Raw genomic sequence first — 19,995 nt, forward strand, 5'->3', positions numbered from 1 at the left:
CGTGCTTGTTGCGTGTTATCAAAAGGCTTCGGCCTCGGTGCGGTGGCAACTTAAAACCTAGCCGACTGTACTGGACTACTCGTAGCCCACGTCGGGGCCCAGTTCCACGTCGCTTTTGAGGAACGTGCCAGTGCCGCGAGCCAGTTGGTTGCCCTCCCCGTCCCGGAGGACGCCGTCGGCGATGAGCTGTTTCGGGTGGTCGTTGACCACTTCGGCCGTGGCGACGAGTTCGCCCGTCGAGACGGGACGGGTCAACTGGAGGTGGAAGTCCGTCGTCAGCACGAAGACGTCCTCGATGATGGAGTTGGCGGCGAAGAAGGTGGCGTCGTCGAGCGCCTTGAAGTAGTAGGAGCCGTGGACCGCACCCGCGGCGTGGTGCTGGCTCTCGTCGGCCTCGATGCGGAGTTCGGCGGTCCCTTCGCCCGTAATCGACAGCGTCGGGTCGACGCCCTCGTTGCAGGGTGCGTCGTGGTACATCCGTTCGAGTTTGCGGTAGTGCTCCATACCGGCGCCTCGCTTCGGTGGGCCATTTGGGTGTCGGTGCCGGCATCGCTCTCGACTGCCGATACGGAACTGGAGGTTTTTAACGGAACGCGGCGAACGGACACACGTGAGCGAGCCGATTCCGACGGGGTGTGACACCGTCGACGATCTCCTGAACGGCGGCTTCGAGCGGGGTACCGTCACGCAGATTTACGGCCCGCCGGCCGCGGGCAAGACGAACCTCGCGCTGGCGGCGGCCATCGAAGTCGCCGCCGACGGCGGGACCGCCCTCTACATCGACACCGAGGGCATCTCCGTCGACCGCTTCGAGCAACTCGCCCGTGCGAAGGCCGACGACGAACAGTCCATCGAGGACATCGCCTCCCGGGTCATCATCACCGACGCGCTGGACTTCGACGAACAGGGGGAAGCCGTCAAGGACGCCGCGGACTTCGCCGAGCAGGCGGACCTCGTCGTCCTCGACAGCGCGACCGGCTTCTACCGACTGGAACGACACAACGAGGACGAAGGCGATACGCTCCGACAGGTCGCGAGTCAGGTGACACACCTGCTGTCGTTGGCCCGCCGCCACGACCTCGCGGTCGTCATCACGAACCAGGTTTACTCGGACCCCGACTCCGAATCCTCGCGGGCGCGCCCGCTCGGCGGCCACACCCTGACCCACTGGTCCGGTACCGTCCTCCGTCTCGAACGCTTCCGGGCCGGTAACCGCCGGGCGACCCTCGAAAAGCACCGCGCCAAGGCTGCCGGCGAGACGGCCCGGTTCCGCATCGCCGATACCGGTCTGGAAGGCGTCGACGAGGACGTCTGACGCTCGCTTTTAATCGTCCAGATACGCTGCCTCGGCCCGCCGGACGGCTTCCCTGACGGTGAGGCCCGTCTCCTCGGCGACCGCAAGCGCATCCTCGTATTCGGCGCTGGCGTCGTAGACCGCGCCGTCCTCGTCGCTAGCGACCTTGACCGCCACCTCGAACGTCTCGCCGTCGACCGTGAGTTCGACCGTCTCGAAGTCCCGTTCGGCTATCCAGCGGTGGGTCGCCGCCGTCTCCCGGATTCCGAGCGTGCCCGTCTCCTCGGCGAGTCGGCGAGCGACCGCCTGCACGTCGTCCGGTTTGACGATGACCTTCACGAGGTGGCCGGGCCGGGATTTCTTCATCGTCGCCGGCAGGATGGTCACGTCGCGGGCGCCGGCGTCCGTAAGTCGGTCCTGCAAGCCGCCAAGAACCTCCGGCGTCGCGTCGTCGAGGTTCGTCTCCAGTACGCGAATCCCGTCGCGCGTCAGTCCTGCCTTCGCCTCGCCGACGGTCGCCCGGAGGACGTTCGGATACTCTTCGAAGGATTTCGTTCCGGCCCCGTAGCCCGAGGCGTCGATGCGCATCTCGGGCAGCGAGGCCACGCCCTCGGCGAAGTGAGCGAGCAGCGCCGCGCCGGTCGGCGTCAGGAGTTCCTCGTCCAGCGGCCCGCCTCGGACGTCCCACGGCGCCGACTCGACGATGTAGGACACCGCCGGCGTCGGGACCGGGTAGACGCCGTGGCTCATCGACGCCTCGCCGCCGCCCACGGAGACGGGCGTCGTCGCGATGCGGTCGAGGTCGAGGTCGTCGAACAGCAGGGCCGACCCGACGATGTCGGCGATGGCGTCGTCGGCGCCCACCTCGTGGAAGTGGGTATCGTCGAGGTCGGTGCCGTGGACGCGGGACTCGGCCTCGCCGAGGATGCGGAAGACGGCCTGTGCGTCCGCCTCGACGGCCTTCGGCAGGTCCATCTCGGCGACGAGGTCGCGGCATTCAGCGTAGGTCCGGTGGGGGCCGTGGCCCTCGGCGTGGTCGTCGTGAGTGTGGTCGTGGTCATGGTCATGTTCGTGGCCGTGACTGTGGTCATGTCCGTGCTCGTGGTCATGGCCGTGTTCGTGCCTGCCGTCCGTTCCGTCGGCGTCGGCTTCCTCGTCGGCCACCAGCACGTCGACGTTCGTCGCGACGATGCCGTTCTTCGTGGTTTCGCCGATGCGGTACTCGACGTCGAGGACGTCCTCGACCACGGAGAGACGGTCTGGGTCGGCGCCGGCCGCGATTAGGGCGCCGAGGACCATGTCACCGCTGGCGCCGGTCCGGCCGTCGAAAGCGAGCGTCTGCATACCCGCGAGTCAGGTTGCCGGCGCGAAAAGTGACACGGTGCCGGCGGGTGGGAGGCCGAGGTTTAACCCCCATCCCCCCGTCCAGCAGAGTATGCGTGCCGCTATCTACAACGAACCGGAAGACATCGCCATCGAGGAGGTTCCGAAGCCGGAAATCGAGGACCCGAACGACGCCATCGTCCGGGTCACCCACACCGCCGTCTGCGGGTCGGACCTCTGGTTCTACCGCGGGCTGAGCGACCGCGAGAAGGGTTCGCGCGTCGGCCACGAACCGATGGGTATCGTCGAGGACGTCGGCGACGAGGTCACCTCCGTCGCTCCGGGCGACCGCGTGTTCGCGCCCTTCGTCATCAGTTGCGGGAAATGTGAGTTCTGTCGGAAGGGCCTCCACACCTCGTGTGTCGACGGGGGCTCTTGGAGCGGCACCAACGGCGGCGCACAGGGCGAGTACGTCCGGTCGCCGCACGCCGACGGCACGCTCGTCCGGGTCCCGGACCGCCACGCCGACGACGAGGACACCCTGCGCTCCCTGCTGCCGCTGACCGACGTGATGGGGACCGGCCACCACGCGGCGGTCAGCGCGGGCGTCGACGAAGGCGACACCTGCATCGTCGTCGGCGACGGTGCGGTCGGCCTCTGTGGCGTGCTCGCGGCCCGCCGACTCGGCGCCGAGCGCATCATCGCGATGGGCCACCACGACGAGCGCCTCGAACTGGCCGAGGAGTTCGGCGCGACCGAGACGGTCGCCGCCCGCGGCGAGGAAGCCGTCGAACGAGCACGCGAACTCACCTACGGCGGTGCCAATCACGTCCTCGAATGTGTCGGCGCCGCCTCGGCGATGGAGACGGCCATCGAGGTCTGCCGACCCGGCGGCACCGTCGGCTACGTCGGCGTCCCCCACGGCGTCGACGAGAAGGGACTGGAACTCTACTCGATGTTCGGCGACAACATCGGGCTTCGGGGCGGCGTCGCGCCCGTGCGGGCCTACGCCGAGGAGTTGATGGCCGACGTGTTGCAGGGGACGCTCGACCCGTCGCCGATTTTTACGAAGACGGTCGACCTCGACGGCGTTCCGGACGGCTATCGCGCTATGGACGAGCGTGAAGCCATCAAAGTGCTGGTGAAGCCGCAGCGGTAACCCGACCCCCGGCAGCAAAAAGCATATCTCCGGCGCGTCCCGACACTATGTATCAGGATGAACGAGGTTCAACTGGAGGTCGCGAAGGCCTACCCGAACGACTCGGGACGCGGCATCGCGCGCCTCGACCCCGACACGCTTCTGCACCTGAAGCTGTCGCCGGGGGACATCATCGAAATCGAGGGGGCAGAGACCACCGCCGCGAAGGTCTGGCGGGCCGACCGGCAGGACTGGAACACGGACACGGTCCGTATCGACGGCTTCACGCGGCAGAACGCCGACGTCGGTATCGGCGAGCGCGTCACCATCCGCAAGGCGGAGGCGACGAAGGCCGATAAACTCGTCCTCGCGCCGCCCGAGGAGGCGTCCGTCCAGTTCGGCTCCGACGCCGCCGGCATGGTCAAACGCCAGATTCTCAAGCGGCCGGTCGTCGAACGCGACATCGTTCCCGTGATGTCCTCGACGAACCACCCGTTCATGCGGTCGCCGGGACAGGCGATTCCGCTCATCGCCGTCGAGACCGACCCGGACGGCGTCTGTCTCATCACCGAGGACACCGAGGTCGAACTCCGCGAGGAGCCCATCAGCGGCTTCGAGAAGACCGGCGGGGGAATTACCTACGAGGACATCGGCGGCCTGCAAAACGAGATTCAGCGGGTCCGCGAGATGGTCGAGTTGCCGATGAAACACCCCCAGATATTCAAGAAGCTCGGCATCGAACCGCCCGCGGGGGTGTTGCTCCACGGTCCGCCCGGCACCGGCAAGACCCTGCTGGCGAAGGCCGTCGCCAACGAGACGTCGGCGTCGTTCTTCTCCATCGCCGGCCCCGAGATTATCTCGAAGTACTACGGCGAGTCCGAACAACAGTTACGAGAAATCTTCGAGGACGCGACCGAGGAGTCCCCGTCTATCATCTTCATCGACGAACTGGACTCTATCGCGCCCAAGCGCGAGGACGTCACCGGCGAGGTCGAACGCCGTGTCGTCGCCCAGTTGCTGACGATGATGGACGGCCTCGAAGAGCGCGGCCAGGTCGTCGTCATCGCGGCGACGAACCGGGTCGACTCGGTCGATCCCGCGCTTCGCCGTCCCGGCCGCTTCGACCGCGAAATCGAGATCGGCGTCCCCGACGAGACGGGCCGCAAGGAGATCCTCCAGATCCACACCCGCGGCATGCCGCTGGCTGACGACGTCTCCTTGGACCACATGGCCGACGAGACCCACGGCTTCGTCGGCGCGGACATCGAGAGCCTGACCAAGGAAGCAGCGATGAAGGCGCTCCGGCGCTACCTCCCCGAGATCGACCTCGACGAGGAGGACATCCCGCCGAGCCTCATCGACCGGATGATAATCAAGCGGGACGACTTCCGCGGGGCGCTCAACGAGGTCGACCCCTCGGCGATGCGGGAGGTGCTGGTCGAACTCCCGAAGGTCTCGTGGGACGACGTCGGCGGTCTCACCGACCCCAAAGAGCAGGTCCAGGAGTCCGTCGAGTGGCCGATGAGCCAACCGGAGAAGTTCGACCGCTTCGGCATCAATCCGCCCTCGGGCGTCCTGCTGTACGGCCCGCCCGGCACCGGCAAGACCCTCATGGCCAAGGCCGTCGCCAACGAGACCAACGCCAACTTCATCTCGGTGCGCGGCCCGCAACTCCTCTCGAAGTGGGTCGGCGAAAGCGAGAAGGCCATCCGACAGACCTTCCGGAAGGCCCGGCAGGTCTCGCCGACGGTCATCTTCTTCGACGAACTGGACAGCCTCGCCCCGGGTCGCGGCGGCGAAACCGGCTCGAACGTCTCCGAGCGCGTCGTCAACCAGTTGCTGACCGAACTCGACGGCCTCGAAGACATGGGCGAGGTGATGGTCATCGGCGCGACCAACCGCCCCGATATGATCGACCCCGCCCTCATCCGTTCGGGCCGGTTCGACCGCCTCGTCATGATCGGCGAACCCGACGTCGAGGGCCGCGAGCAGATCCTCCGCATCCACACCGAGGACATGCCGCTGTCGCCGGACGTCAGCCTCCGTGAACTCGCCGAAATCACCGGCGGCTACGTCGGTTCCGACCTCGAATCCATCGCGCGAGAGGCCGCCATCGAGGCGCTCCGCGAGGACGACGACGCCGAGGAAGTCGAGATGCGCCACTTCCGGCAGGCGCTGGACTCCGTGCGGCCGACTATCACCGACGACATCCGCGACTACTACGAGCAGATCGAAGAGGAGTTCCGCGGCGGCGGCGCCGAAGCAGGTCGCCGGAAGGGCGGCGGTCGTATCGGGTTCCAATAGAAACTTTTTGCACGGCGCGCTTCGCGCGCCGGCAAAAACTTTCATGAAAAAGACACGGCGGCCCTCCTTACAGTCGGGCCTTGGTCCCGCGCCTCACTTCGTTCGGCGCGGTAGAACCGCTTCGGGCGGGTTCTCCGAACCCGCCCTCGCGGATGCTTCTAATAACTACCTCACGAGACGCTCGTTCTGCTGTGGATGACGACGCCCGCGAATACGACGATATAGCCGACCAGCGTCAGGAGCAGGCCGGCGTCCTTGATGAGAAGTGCCTGCTCGAAGGAGAGAAGGGGACTCACCCAGAGGGAGCCGACCGAACCTATGGCGGCGGCCTGTCCAATCGCGAGCAGACAGACGCCTCCGGCAAGGACCTTCAGGACGCGCCGCCGGGCCATCGAGTCACCGACCGGATGCCGATACCGGAGATAGCCGTAGAAGCCGCCGATGACCGCGAGCTGGAACAGCAGGGCGATGAGGCCGAGTTGAACGAATCCCGGAACCACTGGCTCCCGGTTCGCCCCGCCCCGAATTAATCGTTTTCCGTGTTTCTCGTTCGAGAACGCGGGTGACAGCTACTCCTCGCCGACCACACGGTTCGTCCGGCCGGAGCGATTCAGATAGGCCGCGAACAGCACGAGCGCCGCGATGAGGAAGTCGATGCCGTGTGCGATGACGTGGTGGGCGTTCATCGGGACCACCCCGGCGACGGTTCCGAACCCGACGACCGACCGGACGACGAGCAGGCCGATAGCGAGCGCGACGAGGAAAAACGGGGTGGACCGGCGTCGCCAGTAGACGGCGACGCTGAGCACGAACAGCAGGGTCGTTCCGGCCGCCGCAACAACGACGACCGGATACACCGCGGGCGACAGCGTCGTCGAGGCGCCCACCGGTTCGGAACCGGCCAGAGCCGCGGTGAGCGCCGACAGAACGGCCGTCACCACGCGAGACGCACCCCTATGGGACGCGCCGCGTCGTTCGGCGGTGATTCGCGTTTCGGTCGCTGTACCATCGGTTGATATGCGTGATTCGAAACGTAAACCGTTCGGGTATCCTCGTCGACGACCTTCGTCGAACGTACCAGACCGGCTTTATCGCTACCGTGCGTAGTACCGAACATGTCTACTCCCGACTCCGACTCGGCGGTCGACCGGCGCCGAGTCCTGGGACTGGTCGGCGCCGCGGCTCTCGGCTCCGTTGCCGGCTGTCTCGGCGGCGAATCGGTTCCGGAACCGGTCGCCCTCGACGAGGGCCAGTCGTGTGATAACTGCGGGATGGTCATCGAGGACCACCCCGGACCGACCGGACAGATATTCTTCGAGTCGAACAGCCCCGACGGGCGGGACGGACCGGCGTGGTTCTGCAGTACGGTCTGTACCTACGACTACCGGTTCGAGCGGGTCGACGAGGGATGGTCCCCGGTCGTGACGTATCTCACCGATTACAGCACCGTCGACTACGAGGTCGGCGGCGAGGAGAACACCATCTCCGCCCATCTCGAGGCGGACGCTTACGCGCCGGATTCGGACCTGACGCTCGTGATTCGGACCGACGTCACGGGGGCGATGGGTGATGCCATCATCCCGTTCAGCGACGAGGCGGAGGCGACCGAGTTCGCCGACACCTACGGCGGCGAGACGATTGCGGCCAGCGACATCTCGCGGGAACTCATCGACGAACGCGGAGTCTAACCCGCAACGTGACCTCTATCGGCCCGAACGCGACCGGTCCCAATAATCGAGATACCGCGCATGGTTCTTGTCGTCGTACCGTCTAGCTCCGATAGCGAGCACACGCCACGTATGAACGATACACGAAAACGGATCTCCGAACACGTTCGCTCGAACCCCGGCGTCCACTTCAGCGGCATCGTCCGCGACCTCGATGTCGCGACGGGGCAGGCACAGTACCACCTCCGTCGACTCGTCCGGGGCGGCGACCTCGACTCGGAGTCGCTTCTCGGCCGGACGCACTACTACCGGCCCACCTACGACGCGTGGGAACGACGGGCACTCGCGCTGCTTCGTCGGGAGACCTCGCGGGAGATAATCGCCCTCGGACTCCGTGAGGATACGGTCCTGGCGACCGAGGCCACGGCCGACCTCGACGTCGCCCGGAGTACCGTCGCCTGGCACCTCTCGAATCTCGAAGACGCCGGTATCGTCGAGACCCACTACGCCGACCACGGCCGACTCGCGTTCGAGGTGGTCGAGCCGGACCGCACCCGGGAGTTGCTCGGAGCGGTTTCACCGACGCTGTACGAACAGCTCGTCGACCGCTTCGACCGGCTCGTCGACCGGGCCCTCGACGGCGAATGACCAGCCCTCCCGACCGGATACCGGCCCCGAACCGCACGGCGCGTTCGGCGCTGTGTGCGGGCTTCGCCGTCGATGAGAGGGCTTCGAGAGGCACACCAGACCACATATACGAACTCGCCCCCGAGGACCGACCGTGAGAACCGGTTGGCTCATCGTCGGCGGTATCATCGGACTCCTCGTGGTCGTCGGTGCCGGCTCGTTCGTCGTGTCGCCGGACACCTCGGGGGGAGAACCCGTGGCCTTCGATGATACGGTCTCCATCGGGTTGACCCTCGAAGAACGACTCGTCCTCCGTGAACGCGGGGCCTTCGTCCCGCGAGCGCAGGTCGTCTACTCGCAATACTCCTACATCATCGGATATCGCGGCGTCGGATTGGCCGCCGAGGCGGTCGACGACCCGCTGGTCCGCCAGCAGTTCGGCTACCCACGGATGGTCCACGTCGAGGTGGCCCCCGCGGGCGTCGAACTCGACGCGGAGGGCTATCTCGATGCCAACCAGACGAACGAATGGGTTCCGGCCGGCGAGGCGTTCTACGTCGTCGATAGCGGGGCGCGAATCCCCGGGTCGGCGACGGCGGTCCCGTTCGCCGACCGGGCGGCCGCGGAGCGGTTCGCCGAACGGAACGGCGGTCGCGTTCTCGAGTGGACCGACCGGTCGGCGTTTCCGGTTCCCGAGGAGGACGGCGAAACGACCCAGCGGCGAATCGACGAACAGCACGCCGAGGCCGACGCGACGGTTGACTCGGCCGACGAACTGCTGGAGCGAGACGGCGAGGTCGTCGTCGGCGAGGACGCGGCGACCCTCGAGGAGGCGCTCGCGACGGCCGAACCGAACACGACGATTCGACTGCCGGCCGGCACCTACGAGGGCCCGGTCACCGTCGACGAGTCGGTCACGATACGCGGCGAGAACGCGACCATCACCGGGGATGGCAACGGGACGGTCGTGACGGTGACCGCCTCGGACGTGGCCATCGTCGGCGTTTCGATTACCGGCGTCGGTGAGAACATCCGCCCGGACGACATCGAAACAGGCGACTGGGACGAACGCACCGAAATCGCCTACGGGTACGCCGACGCCGGCGTGACCGTCGCCGGCGCCGACCGGGTGCTCGTGACCGGCGTCGACGTCGAGACGCCGACCGCGGGCGTCTCCGTCCGTCGCAGCAACGGAACCGTCATCGACGATATCGAGGTCCGCGGTGACGAACCGTGGCAGGAGGGCTTCATGGGCGTCGTGACGATTCGGTCGCCCGTCGTCCTCCAGAACTCGACGTTCCACGACGGCCGGGACGGCATCTACACCCACCGGTCACACGGCGTCGTCGTCCGCAACAATCGCTTCGAGGGCGGCCGCTTCGGCGTCCACCTGATGTACACCTCGGAGGCGTTGCTTCACGGCAACTGCATGTCCGGTCAGGAGTTCTCCGGCATCGTCGTGATGACGAGTCCCTCGGGGACGGTCATCAGCGAGAACACGCTCGTCGGTACGTCGCAGGGCATCCTGACGAGCGGGTCGGACAGCTACGTCGGCGGCAACCTCGTCGTCGCCAGCCGGCAGGGCATCTCGACGAACGCGCGGAACACGCTGTATACGGAGAACACGCTCGTCGGCAACGACGTCGGATTCCGGGCGTCATCCATCGTCCCGACGAGTCGGGTCCACAGCAACGACGTCGTCGACAACGACGAGCACGTCGAGGTCGGGACCGGGCCCCTCCGGGTGTGGACCCACGACGGCAAGGGCAACTACTGGAGCGGTGCGGCGGGTCTCGACCGCGAGTTCACGCCCAGCGGACCGATAGACGGCCGCCTCCATCGGTCGACGGCCGTCGAGACGCTGGCGGCCTCGCCGCTGGCATACGGGCTCCGGACCCTTCGGACCGCCGTCCCGGGGATGCGAACCGCCAGCGTCGTCGACGTCGAACCGCGCTCGACGCCGGTGAACTCCTCCCGCGTCGAGACCGGCCGGCAACTGCGAGACGACTACGAGACGAACGGCACGGTCGACTGCCCACGACAACGTAATACATGAGTGATACCACGACATCGGATGCGGCGGAACTGGAGGAACCTGCAGAGACGGTGGCCCCGGACGAATCGGCGGACGCCAAGGAATCGACCGACACCGTCCTCGAAGTCGAGGGCCTGAAAAAACGGTTCGGGAGCCTGACCGTCCTCGAGGACATCACGGTGTCGTTTCCCACCGGGCAGGTCGTCGGGCTCATCGGCGCCAACGGCTCCGGGAAGACGACGCTCCTGCGGTTGCTCGTCGGCGACCTCTCGGCGACGGAAGGGTCCGTCTCCTATCGCGGACCGCCCGCCGAGCGACAGCTCGGCTATCTCCCCCAGCGAACGTCGTTCCGGCCGGAGTTCACCGCCCACGAGACGCTTTCCTTTTATGCGTCGCTCGTCGACGGGCCAGACCCGGAGACGCTCCTCGAGCGCGTGGGGTTACAGGCGGCCGCCGACAGGCGCGTCGACGCGCTCTCGGGCGGGATGCGACAGCTACTCGGCATCGCACAGGCGATGGTCGGCGACCCGCCGGTAGTCATCCTCGACGAACCGGCCAGCGGGCTGGACGCGAACATGAGCCAGCACGTCTTCGATGCGGCGGCCGAGACGGCCGAAGAGGGCAACACGGTGCTTTTGAGTTCTCACGACCTCGAACTCGTCGCGGAGACGGCCGACACCGTCGTGCTCCTCTCGGAGGGGCGTGTCCTCGAAACGGGGCCCCCGGAGGCCCTCTGTGAGCGGTTCGATGCGGACTCGCTCCGGGAGGTCCTCTCGAAGATCGCCGAGGAGACGGGTGGCGTCGAAGTCGCTGGGGTCGATGCATGAACGACGTCAACGCCTTCCTCGCGGTCGTCCGCCGCGAGATAACGACGATGGCACGCACCCGCGCCTACGCGGTTCTGACGGTCCTGCTGGCGGGGGTCCTGCTGGGTATCGTCGAACGCAGCGACGCCGTCGCGGGCGGGTACGTCCCCTCGGCGGTCGACCTCCTGTTGCCGATGGAGGTGCTGGTGCCGGTCATCGCTATCGCGCTCGGCTATCGGGCCTTCAGCGGCGACAACGACGACACCGCCGTGTTGAAGACGTATCCGGTCTCGAACGCGAGTCTGGTCGCGGGCGTGTTCTTCGGGCGACTCGTCGGCCTCGCGGCCGTGGTCGGCCTGCCGCTTCTGTCGGTCATGGCTCTCGTCGCTCTGACGCCCGGCATCGACTCGGCGGTCTTCGCGACCACCGGCGGCATCGATTCGCCGATTCTCTTCGTCAGGTTCGTCGCCCTGACGGTCCTCTTCGGCGCGGCGGTCCTCGGGGTGACGCTTGCGGCCTCGATACTCGCGCGGTCGAGTCGGGCCGCCCTCGCCCTCGCGGTCGGCATCTTCGTCGCCGTCGTGGTCGGCGGCGACCTGCTCGTTCTCGGGGGGCTGGCCGCCGGCTCCATCCCCGAGGACGGCCTCGATGTCGCGCTCGCGCTCTCGCCGAACAGCGCCTATCGCGGGCTCGTCTTCGAACACGTCGTCGGCGTCGCGGCCGAACGTGAGGGCTTCATCGACCCGCGTTCGAGTGCCGTCATGCTCCTCGCGTGGACGGCGTTCGGGCTCGTCGCGGCGACCGTCGGGCTGTCGCGACGGGGCGAAAGCAGCCTCCTCTCGCGGGTCCGCTGGAAACTCGAAGAACTACGGTAGGCGGGACGTTCGGACGCGGCTGCCGTCAGTAGATGAGTTCGTCGCTGTTGTCGACCATGTAGAGCGTCCGGGCGGCGATGTTGACGGCGTGGTCGCCCATCCGCTCGAGGTCCCGAATCGTCAATAGCAGCCGCGAGACCTCCTGCATCAGCGCCTCGATCTCCTGGTCGGAGGAGTCGTCCCCGATCTCCGTCTCGATGAGGTCACGGACGACGGTACTGGACGCGCGCTCACAGAGGGCGTCGACGTCGTCGTCGCGGGCGTCGATCTCGTAGCAGGCCTCGACGTCTTCGTCGGCGTAGGCCGCCATCGCGTCGTCGATCATATCGATGACCTCGTCACCGATGCCCTGGATGTCGACGTCGGGATAGAGGTCCCGCTCTGCTTGCAGGGTGTAGTCGCCGAGGTTGGTCGCGAGGTCGGCGACCCGTTCGAGGTCGGTGATTATCTTGAAGGAGGCGGCGATGAATCGGAGGTCGCCGGCGACGGGCTGCTGGAGGGCAAAGAGGTCGATGCAGTCCTGTTCGAGCTCCAGATACAGCTCGTTGATCTCGTGGTCGCCCTCGATGACCTCGCGGGCGAGTTCTTCGTCTTTCGATTCGAGCGCGCGCAATCCCATGCGAACCCGTTCGAGGACGACCTCGCTCATGTAGAGGACGTTCTCGCGGAGTTCCTGGAGTTGCTCCTGAAATCCCTTTCGTGCCATTGGTGTCGTGTTCTGTCGTCTCCAACGTGTTTCTTCCGGCGGTTCGTCAGACGTCCGTCATCCGATTACCCGAACTTGCCCGTGATGTAGTCCTCGACGCGCTGGCTGGAGGGGTTCTCGAAGACGCTGTCGGTGTCGTCGAACTCGACGAGTTCGCCGCCGGTGAGGAAGACCGCGGTCTTGTCGGAGATGCGGGCGGCCTGCTGCATGTTGTGGGTGACGATGATGACGGTGTAGTCCTCGGCGAGGTCGTCGATGAGATCCTCGATCTTCGAGGTCGCCACCGGGTCCAGCGCGGAGGCCGGCTCGTCCATGAGGATGACCTCCGGGTCCGGCGCGATAGCGCGGGCGATGCAGAGCCGCTGTTGCTGGCCCCCCGAGAGGTCCAGGCCCGAAGAATCGAGTTGGTCTTTGACCTCGTCCCACAGCGCCGCGCTTTTCAGCGCCTCCTCGACGCGGGCGTCGATGTCGCCGTCGTAGCCCTGAATATTCAGCCCGTAGGCGACGTTGTCCCGGATGGACTTCGGGAAGGGGTTCGGCTTCTGGAACACCATCCCGACCTTCCGGCGGAGTGCGACGGGGTCGACATCGTCGTCGTAGACGTTCTTGTCGTACAGTCGGAGGTTCCCCTCGACGCGGGCGGCGTCGATGAGGTCGTTCATGCGGTTGATACACCGGAGGAACGTCGATTTCCCACAGCCGGAGGGGCCGATGAGGGCCGTCACCTGCTGTTCGGGAATCTCCATCGAGATGTCGTCGAGCGCCTGGGTATCGTCGTACCAGACGCTGATGTTCTCGGCTTCGACGATGGTTCTTCCCGTGCCGTCGCGCCCCGTCTCTTCGAGGCCGGCGACCGGGGAGTCGGCGAGCGATTCCGTCTCCGATTCAGTCTCGGTGAACGTGTTGTCCGAACTCATTGTCAGTTGGTCTCGTTTCCGTCCCGGGCCGCGCTCGCTGCGCGTTCGACCCCGAACCACGCGCCTACCCGTGCGTCGTTGTTCGGAAGGGGTAGCCGAGCACCTAAATACCCATCTATGATTTCTATATAGTCCTATGTTCTCGGCGCCGTGTTCGAAGGCGACCACGATTCGAGACGCGCCCCGGGTTCGTGACGTACTGGTGTGGTCGCCTTAGATTGACGCAGTCGTCTATATATCCCAGTAGTGATTTATATCCCTTCGCCATAGTCGTGATATGGAAACCCGAAAGGTGCAGGTGACGGGTGGGTCTACCTACACCGTCTCGCTGCCCAAGGAGTGGGCGACGGCAAACGACATCAGCGGGGGAAGCGTCGTCGAGTTCTATCCCGAGGACGACTCGTTGCTTCTGACGCCCCGCCGCGAGGAGGAGAAGGTCGAAGGGGCCCTCGATATCACCGGCCTCGAAGCCGACGAGTTGATGCGAGCAGTCGTGACAATGTACGTCAGCGGCTTCGATATCATCACGCTGGAGACCCAGCAGGTCACCGCCGCTCAGCGACGCACGATTCGGGAGGCCACGCAGGGACTGGTCGGTCTCGAAGTCATCGGCGAGACCGCCGAGCGGGTCAGGCTACAGGACCTGCTGGACTCATCGGAGTTGTCGATTCACAACGCCATCACGCGGATGCGCCTCGTCTCGACGACGATGCTGGCCGACGCCGTCGACGCCCTTCTGGCAGACGACGACGACCTCGCGGCCGACGTGGTCCAGCGCGACGACGACCTCGACCGCCTGTGGTCGATGGTCTCACGGGTGTTCCGGTCGGTCCTTCGGGACCCCTCGGCGGCCGCGACCATCGGACTTGACCGCGAGACCTGCTTCGATTATCACTCCAGCGCCCGCCAACTCGAGCGGGTCGGTGACCACGCCGCCAAAATCGCCACCCACGCCGACACGCTTGGGTCCCCGCCCGCCGACGCCGCCGAGGCCCTGCAGGAACTCCACGACGAGGCGACCGAAATCATCGAAATGGCGATGGACGCCCTCTTGGAGGAGGATTCGGACCGTGCGACCCGCCTCGCCAACGACGCCCGCCAGCGCGTGACGAAGATCGACGAACTCTCCCGGCGGGTCGACGACGAGATACGCGAACTCGACCCCCAGCAGGCCCAACTGCTCGGCCTCGTCGTCGACTCGCTGTCCCGGAGCGCCGACTACGGCGGCAACATCGCCGAAACCGCCCTCCAGAAGGCGGCCCCGAAGCCGTAGGGGCCGGCGGGACTCGCCGTCGTCTTTTATTTGTTCGCGGCCCCACCAATCCGTATGGTCACGGAACTGCGCGATGGGGTGTGGTGGTACGAGGCCAGCGGCGTCAACGCCTACGTCGTCGCCGACGACGACGGCGTGACGCTCGTGGACGCGGGGACGCCGTTCGATACCCTGACGGTCGAAACGGCCGTCGAGGAGGTCGGCTTCGGTCTCGAGGACGTCGAGCGAATCCTCGTCACTCACTACGACATCGACCACGTCGGGTCGATAGCGAAACTGGCCGTCGACGCCCCGGTCTACATCGGCCGCGAGGACGCGCCCTTCTTGACGGGCGAAACGCGGCCGCTACCTCGGAACGTCAAGCGCTTTACCCAGTTCGTCTCCGGCCCACTCGTGCCGGAGGTCGCCGCCAGCCGGGTCCATCCAGTCACCGACGGCGACGACATCGGCGGCTTTTCAGCCTACCACACGCCCGGGCACACGCCGGGCCACACCGCCTACGTTCACGAGGACTTAGAGGCGGCCTTCCTCGGCGACCTGGTCATCGAGCGGGGCGGCGAGCTGCGCCCTGCGCCGTGGTTCATGTCCGACGACACCGACGCCGTCGACCGGAGCATCGAGTCGTTCGCCGCGGCGGCCCCGGACTTCGAGGTCGCCGCGATGGGTCACGGGACGCCGTTTAAACGAGGCGGGAGCGACCGACTGCGCCAACTGGTCGACTCGCGGTAGGCGGCGTCGAATAGGGGTCGAAAACAGTAGCTAGACGAGTTCCTCGGCGACGGCCTCGGGGTCGAGCAACTCGGGGTCGACGATGTGGCCGGCCTGCCCTTTGACGAACTCCGGGACGGAATCGCGGGTGTAGAAGACCACGCGCACGTCGGGGTTGAGGTCCGTCGCGATGGGAACTGACGTGGCGAGGCCGGCGTCGGTGATGACGATGATGTCGGCGTCGACGATACCCGCCTCTTCGAGGGCGGGGCGGTTGGCCGTCCCCTCGGCGTAGGAGACGTCCGCACCGTGGTCTTCGAGCGCTGCACCGAGTTCGTCGGGGTCCGCCCCCGCGATGACGACCTTACTCATATTCGATGGTTGCCGGCGGTTTGTGGGTCACGTCGTAGACGACGCGGGAGACGTTATCGAGCGTCCCCGTGATGCGGGACTGGATGCGCTGGAGCGTTTCCCAGTCGATTTCCTGTGCGCGGGCGGTCATGCCGTCGCGGGATTCGACCGACCGGACCGAGACGACCCACCCGTGAACGCGGTTGTCGCCCTTGACGCCCGTCGCCTTGCCGAGGACGGCCGCAAGCGCCTGCCACGGCTCGTACTCCTCGAGTTCCTCCTCGATGATGTGGTTGGACTCGCGGGCGACCTCGAGTTTCTCCTCGGTTACCTCGCCGAGGACGCGGATGGCGAGGCCGGGACCGGGGAACGGCATCCGCTCGGAGACGACCTCTTCGAGGTCCAGCGCGCGGGCGACCTCGCGGACCTCGTCCTTGTAGAGGTCCCGCATCGGTTCGACGATGCCCTCGAAGTCGACGACCTCGGGGAGGCCGCCGACGTTGTGGTGGGACTTGATGGTCCCCTCCGACTCGATGCGGTCCGGGTAGATGGTCCCCTGCACGAGGTAGTCGGCGTCGACCTCGCGGGCGACCGTCTCGAACTCCCGGATGAACTGCTCGCCGATGGCGTGGCGCTTCTCCTCGGGGTCGGTGACGCCCGACAGCGCGTCGAGGAAGCGGTCGCGGGCGTCGACGATGCGGAGGCTCTCCATGTAGTCGAACGTCTCGCGGACGCTCTCGGTTTCGCCCTTCCGCATCAGGCCGGTGTCGACGTAGACGGGGGTCAACTGGTCGCCGACGGCCTCGTAGGCCAGTGCGGCGGCCGTCGATGAGTCGACGCCGCCCGAGAGGGCGATGACTGCGTTCTTGTCGCCGATTGCGTCGCTAATCTCCTCTATCTTCTCGTCGATGAATTCGTCGGTGTTTACCATTATGCGGTCACCTCTTCGGTGGATTCGGTTTCGTCAAGGATGGTCTCGAGCATCGCAAGGAAGGGCGGGGAGGCCCGCCCCGGCCGAGAGCGGAACTCGGGATGGAACTGCGTGCCGAAGAAGAACGGATGGTCCGGCAGTTCGAGTATCTCCATCCGGTTGCCGGCGCGGCCGGAGAAGACGAGGCCGGCGTCTTCGAGGTCGTCGATGTATTCGGGGTTGACCTCGTAGCGGTGGCGGTGGCGCTCGGTGCAGGAGGTGTCCTCGTAGACCTCGTGGGCCATCGTCCCGGGTTCGATATCGGTCTCGTGGGCGCCGAGCCGCATCGTTCCGCCCATGTCCTCGATCTCGTACTGTTCGGGCAGGATGTCGATGACCGGATGCGGCGTGTCCTCCTCCATCTCCGCGGAGTGGGCGCCCTCGAAGCCACATACGTTGCGGGCGAACTCCACGACGGCCATCTGGAAGCCGAGACACAGGCCGAGGAACGGGACGTCGTTCTCGCGGGCGTATCGGACGGCCTCGATTTTCCCTTCGGTTCCGCGGGCGCCGAAACCGCCGGGGACGATGATGCCGTCGGCCTCTTCGAGGCGGTTGGCGTGGGCATCGTCCATCTCGTCGGCATCGACCCACAGGACGTTGACGTCGGTGTTGGTCTCGAAGCCGGCGTGTTTGAGCGATTCGTGAATCGAGAGGTAGGCGTCTTCCAGCGCGTACTTGCCGACAAGCGCGATGTCGACCTCGTCGGTCGTCTCCTGTGTGACGATGTCGCGCCACTCGTTTTCGCGCTCGTCGGCTGGAATGGCCTCGTCGGCCAGATTCAGCCGCTCCATGACGTACTCGTCGAGGCCTTCCTCCTCGACCATCAGGGGGACGTGATAGATGTCCTCGACGTCGGGATTCGAGAAGACGGCGTCGGTCGGCACGTCGCAGAACAGCGCGATTTTCTCCTTCGTTTCGGGGTCGAGTTTGTCCTCACAGCGGCCGACGAGGATGTCGGGCTGGAGGCCGATAGAACGGAGTTCCTTGACGGAGTGTTGGGTGGGCTTGGTCTTCTGTTCGCCGTTCTTCGAGTAGGGGACGAGCGTGACGTGGGTAAAGAGGATGTCCTCGTCGTCTTCCTCGTGGGCGAACTGGCGGAGGGCTTCGAGATAGGGCATCCCCTCGATGTCCCCGACGGTGCCGCCGACCTCGATGAGACAGACGTCGTGGCCTTCGGCGGCCTCCCGAATCCGGCGCTTGATGTCGTCGGTGATGTGGGGGATGATCTGGACGGTGTTGCCGAGGTAGTCCCCGGCCCGTTCCTTCTCGATGACGTGGCGGTAGGTCTTGCCCGTCGTGATGTTGTGGTCGAAGGTCATGTCGATATCGAGGAACCGCTCGTAGTTCCCCAAGTCGAGGTCGACCTCCCCGCCGTCCTTCAGCACGTAGACTTCCCCGTGCTGGTAGGGGTTCATCGTCCCCGCGTCAACGTTGAGATACGGGTCGATTTTCACGGCCGTCACGTCGAAACCGGCGTTGGCGAGCAACCGCCCCGTGCTCGCCGCTGTGATGCCTTTGCCCAGGCCGGACATCACGCCACCGGTGACGAAGATGAACTTGTTCCCCAGTGTGGGGTCGTAATCAGTAAGCTCCGTCGGCATACCGACGGTCCGCGAGCGTCGGACAAAACGGTTTCGACACCCACCCGCTTCGGGCCGGCCTGTCACGCCAGCGAGTGACGGCCGACGCGAGCGGGCTACAAGCCGGCTTCCTCTTTTGCGGCTTCCATCAGCCCCTCGTCGGTCGCCACCAGTATCCACACCCACCGGTAGCGGCGGTCGACGACCACGAGCGTGAGGTTCCACCACGGGTGGCCGAACCAGTCGCTCCAGGCCTCGCGGGTGCGGTGGACGGTGACCTCCTCGTAGCGGTCCTCGACGACGGCGTCGGCGGCCGCTCTCGACAGTCGCTTTGCCTTCGCACAGCCGCCGTACTGCTGGTCGACTGTCTCGTCGTAGGGTTTCGACCCGCCGTGGACGAGCTGTTCGGCGAGCACGCCGTCCAGCGACAGCGCCGATTCGACGGTGAACTCGGGGTCGAGGTCGTCGTCGGCCTCGATGTCGAGTCCCTCAGCGACCGCCGCCGAGGAGAGCAACTCGGCGAAGAAGTCCGCCTCCGCGAGCGCGTTGTGTGCCGCATACCAGTCCAATGCCTGAGATTTGGGGGCCCGAACACAGCAGAGCCGCGCGTCACCGCGCGGCCGCGTCGCTGACAGGGCATCGACGTAGTCGTCGACCGGCGCCGCATCCGGTGACACCGCCTCGAACTCGGCCGACGCCCAGACCTGCTCAACATCGTTGACGGGCGGTTTTCCTGCCGCCCAGTCGATATCGAGCATACCGATAGCAATCGGTGGGTAGGGATAAGTCGAGTCCCTAAATAAGAAGTGACGCCACCGTCTCGGCGACCTTCGTCGTCTGTCCGACGAAGAAGTGGTCGGCGCCCACCGCCTCGACGGTACCGCCACGAGCGCGGACGCGTTCGGCCACGGCCTCGGCGTCGACCGTCGTATCGCGTTTGCCGTAGACGATACCGACCGGACAGTCGATATCGTCGATGGCTTCGACCGCATCGATGTCGGCGGTGATGTTGGCCGCAGGCGCGAGCGCGGCAACTGCGAAGGGTGGCCGCCCCGCCTTGCTTTCGCGGGCAGCGGCAACCAGTGCCAGACAGCCGCCGAAACTGTAGCCGAACAGGCCGACCCGCGCGTAGCGGTCCCGCGCCCACGCGTAAGCATCCCTCGTGTCCGCCAGTTCGCCGTCGCCCTCGTCCCACGCGCCGTAATCGAAGCGGAGACAGGCACAGTCGAGCGCGTCGCTGACCGCCCGCAACTTCGAATCGGTCCGACTGCCGCCCATCTGGGGGTGTGGCGGGCAGGCGACGACACAGGTGTCGCTATCCGGTGAATCCAGCGTCCCGCGAACGTCGCGGTCCGACGGCACCAGTACGGATTCGCTCATACCGGCGCTTCGGAACGGGCCGACTTGAGCGTGTCCGG

Annotated in this window: 21 protein-coding genes; 10 read left to right on the top strand and 11 right to left on the bottom strand. The window is 66.3% G+C overall.

All coding sequences use genetic code 11. The annotated features are described in order from the left end of the window. Positions 1 to 75: 75 nt before the first annotated feature. A complete protein-coding gene (locus tag U5914_RS09355; protein ID WP_336135488.1) occupies positions 76 to 504 on the bottom strand; it encodes a PaaI family thioesterase in 429 nt (142 codons plus the stop codon). Positions 505 to 610: 106 nt separating this feature from the next. Between U5914_RS09355 and radB the strand changes: the two genes are divergently transcribed. Further along, positions 611 to 1,315 (top strand): DNA repair and recombination protein RadB, encoded by a 705-nt coding sequence (radB, locus tag U5914_RS09360; protein ID WP_336135489.1) that lies wholly within the window; start codon positions 611 to 613, stop codon positions 1,313 to 1,315. Positions 1,316 to 1,324: 9 nt separating this feature from the next. Here radB and larC read toward each other — a convergent pair whose 3' ends face one another. Beyond that, positions 1,325 to 2,638, bottom strand: coding sequence for a nickel pincer cofactor biosynthesis protein LarC (gene larC, locus U5914_RS09365; RefSeq protein ID WP_336135490.1), 1,314 nt, complete (start codon positions 2,636 to 2,638; stop codon positions 1,325 to 1,327). A 91-nt stretch (positions 2,639 to 2,729) separates the two neighbouring features. Here larC and U5914_RS09370 point away from each other — a divergent pair, with 91 nt between their 5' ends. Further along, a complete protein-coding gene (locus U5914_RS09370; protein ID WP_336135491.1) occupies positions 2,730 to 3,776 on the top strand; it encodes a zinc-dependent alcohol dehydrogenase family protein in 1,047 nt (348 codons plus the stop codon). A gap of 57 nt (positions 3,777 to 3,833) precedes the next feature. After that, positions 3,834 to 6,059 (top strand): CDC48 family AAA ATPase, encoded by a 2,226-nt coding sequence (locus U5914_RS09375; RefSeq protein ID WP_336135492.1) that lies wholly within the window; start codon positions 3,834 to 3,836, stop codon positions 6,057 to 6,059. Between the two features lie 170 nt (positions 6,060 to 6,229). On the opposite strand, the gene U5914_RS09380 is transcribed toward U5914_RS09375, so the two are convergent. Together U5914_RS09380 and U5914_RS09385 are read right to left on the bottom strand one after the other, a co-directional pair. After that, on the bottom strand, positions 6,230 to 6,559 hold the full coding sequence (locus U5914_RS09380; protein ID WP_336135493.1) for a hypothetical protein: 330 nt from the start codon (positions 6,557 to 6,559) through the stop codon (positions 6,230 to 6,232). A gap of 69 nt (positions 6,560 to 6,628) precedes the next feature. Then, positions 6,629 to 7,000, bottom strand: coding sequence for a DUF7471 family protein (locus U5914_RS09385; RefSeq protein WP_336135494.1), 372 nt, complete (start codon positions 6,998 to 7,000; stop codon positions 6,629 to 6,631). Between the two features lie 174 nt (positions 7,001 to 7,174). Between U5914_RS09385 and U5914_RS09390 the strand changes: the two genes are divergently transcribed. The 5 genes from U5914_RS09390 (at position 7,175) to U5914_RS09410 (ending at position 12,069) form a co-directional block, all read left to right on the top strand. Beyond that, a complete protein-coding gene (locus U5914_RS09390; RefSeq protein WP_336135495.1) occupies positions 7,175 to 7,747 on the top strand; it encodes a nitrous oxide reductase accessory protein NosL in 573 nt (190 codons plus the stop codon). A gap of 111 nt (positions 7,748 to 7,858) precedes the next feature. After that, on the top strand, positions 7,859 to 8,374 hold the full coding sequence (locus U5914_RS09395; protein ID WP_336135496.1) for a winged helix-turn-helix transcriptional regulator: 516 nt from the start codon (positions 7,859 to 7,861) through the stop codon (positions 8,372 to 8,374). A 133-nt stretch (positions 8,375 to 8,507) separates the two neighbouring features. Next, the gene (locus U5914_RS09400) at positions 8,508 to 10,409 is read left to right on the top strand and encodes a NosD domain-containing protein (RefSeq protein ID WP_336135497.1); all 1,902 of its coding nucleotides are present in this window, start codon (positions 8,508 to 8,510) and stop codon (positions 10,407 to 10,409) included. Continuing rightward, positions 10,406 to 11,215 carry an ABC transporter ATP-binding protein gene (locus U5914_RS09405; RefSeq protein WP_336135498.1) on the top strand — a complete coding sequence of 270 codons (810 nt, stop codon included), beginning with the start codon at positions 10,406 to 10,408 and terminating at the stop codon, positions 11,213 to 11,215. Before U5914_RS09400 ends, U5914_RS09405 begins: the two co-directional genes overlap by 4 nt. Continuing rightward, positions 11,212 to 12,069, top strand: coding sequence for an ABC transporter permease (locus tag U5914_RS09410; protein ID WP_336135499.1), 858 nt, complete (start codon positions 11,212 to 11,214; stop codon positions 12,067 to 12,069). The genes U5914_RS09405 and U5914_RS09410 overlap by 4 nt, the downstream gene beginning before the upstream one ends. A gap of 25 nt (positions 12,070 to 12,094) precedes the next feature. Here the strand turns inward: U5914_RS09410 and phoU are convergent, their stop codons facing one another. Both phoU and pstB read right to left on the bottom strand, forming a co-directional pair. Continuing rightward, positions 12,095 to 12,775 carry a phosphate signaling complex protein PhoU gene (gene phoU / locus U5914_RS09415; RefSeq protein ID WP_336135500.1) on the bottom strand — a complete coding sequence of 227 codons (681 nt, stop codon included), beginning with the start codon at positions 12,773 to 12,775 and terminating at the stop codon, positions 12,095 to 12,097. A gap of 65 nt (positions 12,776 to 12,840) precedes the next feature. Continuing rightward, positions 12,841 to 13,692 (bottom strand): phosphate ABC transporter ATP-binding protein PstB, encoded by an 852-nt coding sequence (pstB, locus tag U5914_RS09420; RefSeq protein ID WP_336135501.1) that lies wholly within the window; start codon positions 13,690 to 13,692, stop codon positions 12,841 to 12,843. Between the two features lie 277 nt (positions 13,693 to 13,969). Here pstB and U5914_RS09425 point away from each other — a divergent pair, with 277 nt between their 5' ends. Together U5914_RS09425 and U5914_RS09430 are read left to right on the top strand one after the other, a co-directional pair. Further along, a complete protein-coding gene (locus U5914_RS09425) occupies positions 13,970 to 14,965 on the top strand; it encodes a PhoU domain-containing protein (protein ID WP_336135502.1) in 996 nt (331 codons plus the stop codon). A 54-nt stretch (positions 14,966 to 15,019) separates the two neighbouring features. After that, positions 15,020 to 15,694, top strand: a complete 675-nt coding sequence (locus U5914_RS09430; protein ID WP_336135503.1) for an MBL fold metallo-hydrolase — start codon at positions 15,020 to 15,022, stop codon at positions 15,692 to 15,694. 30 nt (positions 15,695 to 15,724) lie between these two features. On the opposite strand, the gene U5914_RS09435 is transcribed toward U5914_RS09430, so the two are convergent. The 5 genes from U5914_RS09435 to U5914_RS09455 form a co-directional block, all read right to left on the bottom strand. After that, positions 15,725 to 16,045, bottom strand: a complete 321-nt coding sequence (locus tag U5914_RS09435) for a DUF7126 family protein (RefSeq protein WP_336135504.1) — start codon at positions 16,043 to 16,045, stop codon at positions 15,725 to 15,727. Further along, a complete protein-coding gene (guaA, locus tag U5914_RS09440; RefSeq protein ID WP_336135505.1) occupies positions 16,038 to 16,955 on the bottom strand; it encodes a glutamine-hydrolyzing GMP synthase in 918 nt (305 codons plus the stop codon). The genes U5914_RS09435 and guaA overlap by 8 nt, the downstream gene beginning before the upstream one ends. Beyond that, a complete protein-coding gene (gene pyrG / locus U5914_RS09445) occupies positions 16,955 to 18,598 on the bottom strand; it encodes a glutamine hydrolyzing CTP synthase (protein ID WP_336135506.1) in 1,644 nt (547 codons plus the stop codon). The genes guaA and pyrG overlap by 1 nt, the downstream gene beginning before the upstream one ends. 95 nt (positions 18,599 to 18,693) lie before the next feature. Then, the gene (locus tag U5914_RS09450; protein WP_336135507.1) at positions 18,694 to 19,335 is read right to left on the bottom strand and encodes a hypothetical protein; all 642 of its coding nucleotides are present in this window, start codon (positions 19,333 to 19,335) and stop codon (positions 18,694 to 18,696) included. A 37-nt stretch (positions 19,336 to 19,372) separates the two neighbouring features. Further along, a complete protein-coding gene (locus U5914_RS09455) occupies positions 19,373 to 19,957 on the bottom strand; it encodes an alpha/beta hydrolase (RefSeq protein WP_336135508.1) in 585 nt (194 codons plus the stop codon). Positions 19,958 to 19,995: the final 38 nt, after the last annotated feature.

Origin of the sequence: Natronomonas amylolytica (assembly GCF_037031205.1) — an archaeon.
Taxonomy (GTDB): Archaea; Halobacteriota; Halobacteria; order Halobacteriales; family Haloarculaceae; genus Natronomonas; species Natronomonas amylolytica.

Coding starts and splice junctions, on each gene's coding strand:
- U5914_RS09375 (WP_336135492.1), top strand. CDS start 3,834: ATGAACGAGGTTCAACTGGAGGTCGCGAAGGCCTACCCGAACGACTCG.
- larC (WP_336135490.1), bottom strand. CDS start 2,638: ATGCAGACGCTCGCTTTCGACGGCCGGACCGGCGCCAGCGGTGACATG.
- U5914_RS09430 (WP_336135503.1), top strand. CDS start 15,020: ATGGTCACGGAACTGCGCGATGGGGTGTGGTGGTACGAGGCCAGCGGC.
- U5914_RS09355 (WP_336135488.1), bottom strand. CDS start 504: ATGGAGCACTACCGCAAACTCGAACGGATGTACCACGACGCACCCTGC.
- pstB (WP_336135501.1), bottom strand. CDS start 13,692: ATGAGTTCGGACAACACGTTCACCGAGACTGAATCGGAGACGGAATCG.
- U5914_RS09395 (WP_336135496.1), top strand. CDS start 7,859: ATGAACGATACACGAAAACGGATCTCCGAACACGTTCGCTCGAACCCC.
- U5914_RS09450 (WP_336135507.1), bottom strand. CDS start 19,335: ATGCTCGATATCGACTGGGCGGCAGGAAAACCGCCCGTCAACGATGTT.
- guaA (WP_336135505.1), bottom strand. CDS start 16,955: ATGGTAAACACCGACGAATTCATCGACGAGAAGATAGAGGAGATTAGC.
- U5914_RS09370 (WP_336135491.1), top strand. CDS start 2,730: ATGCGTGCCGCTATCTACAACGAACCGGAAGACATCGCCATCGAGGAG.
- U5914_RS09390 (WP_336135495.1), top strand. CDS start 7,175: ATGTCTACTCCCGACTCCGACTCGGCGGTCGACCGGCGCCGAGTCCTG.
- U5914_RS09425 (WP_336135502.1), top strand. CDS start 13,970: ATGGAAACCCGAAAGGTGCAGGTGACGGGTGGGTCTACCTACACCGTC.
- U5914_RS09405 (WP_336135498.1), top strand. CDS start 10,406: ATGAGTGATACCACGACATCGGATGCGGCGGAACTGGAGGAACCTGCA.
- U5914_RS09455 (WP_336135508.1), bottom strand. CDS start 19,957: ATGAGCGAATCCGTACTGGTGCCGTCGGACCGCGACGTTCGCGGGACG.
- pyrG (WP_336135506.1), bottom strand. CDS start 18,598: ATGCCGACGGAGCTTACTGATTACGACCCCACACTGGGGAACAAGTTC.
- U5914_RS09410 (WP_336135499.1), top strand. CDS start 11,212: ATGAACGACGTCAACGCCTTCCTCGCGGTCGTCCGCCGCGAGATAACG.
- U5914_RS09435 (WP_336135504.1), bottom strand. CDS start 16,045: ATGAGTAAGGTCGTCATCGCGGGGGCGGACCCCGACGAACTCGGTGCA.
- phoU (WP_336135500.1), bottom strand. CDS start 12,775: ATGGCACGAAAGGGATTTCAGGAGCAACTCCAGGAACTCCGCGAGAAC.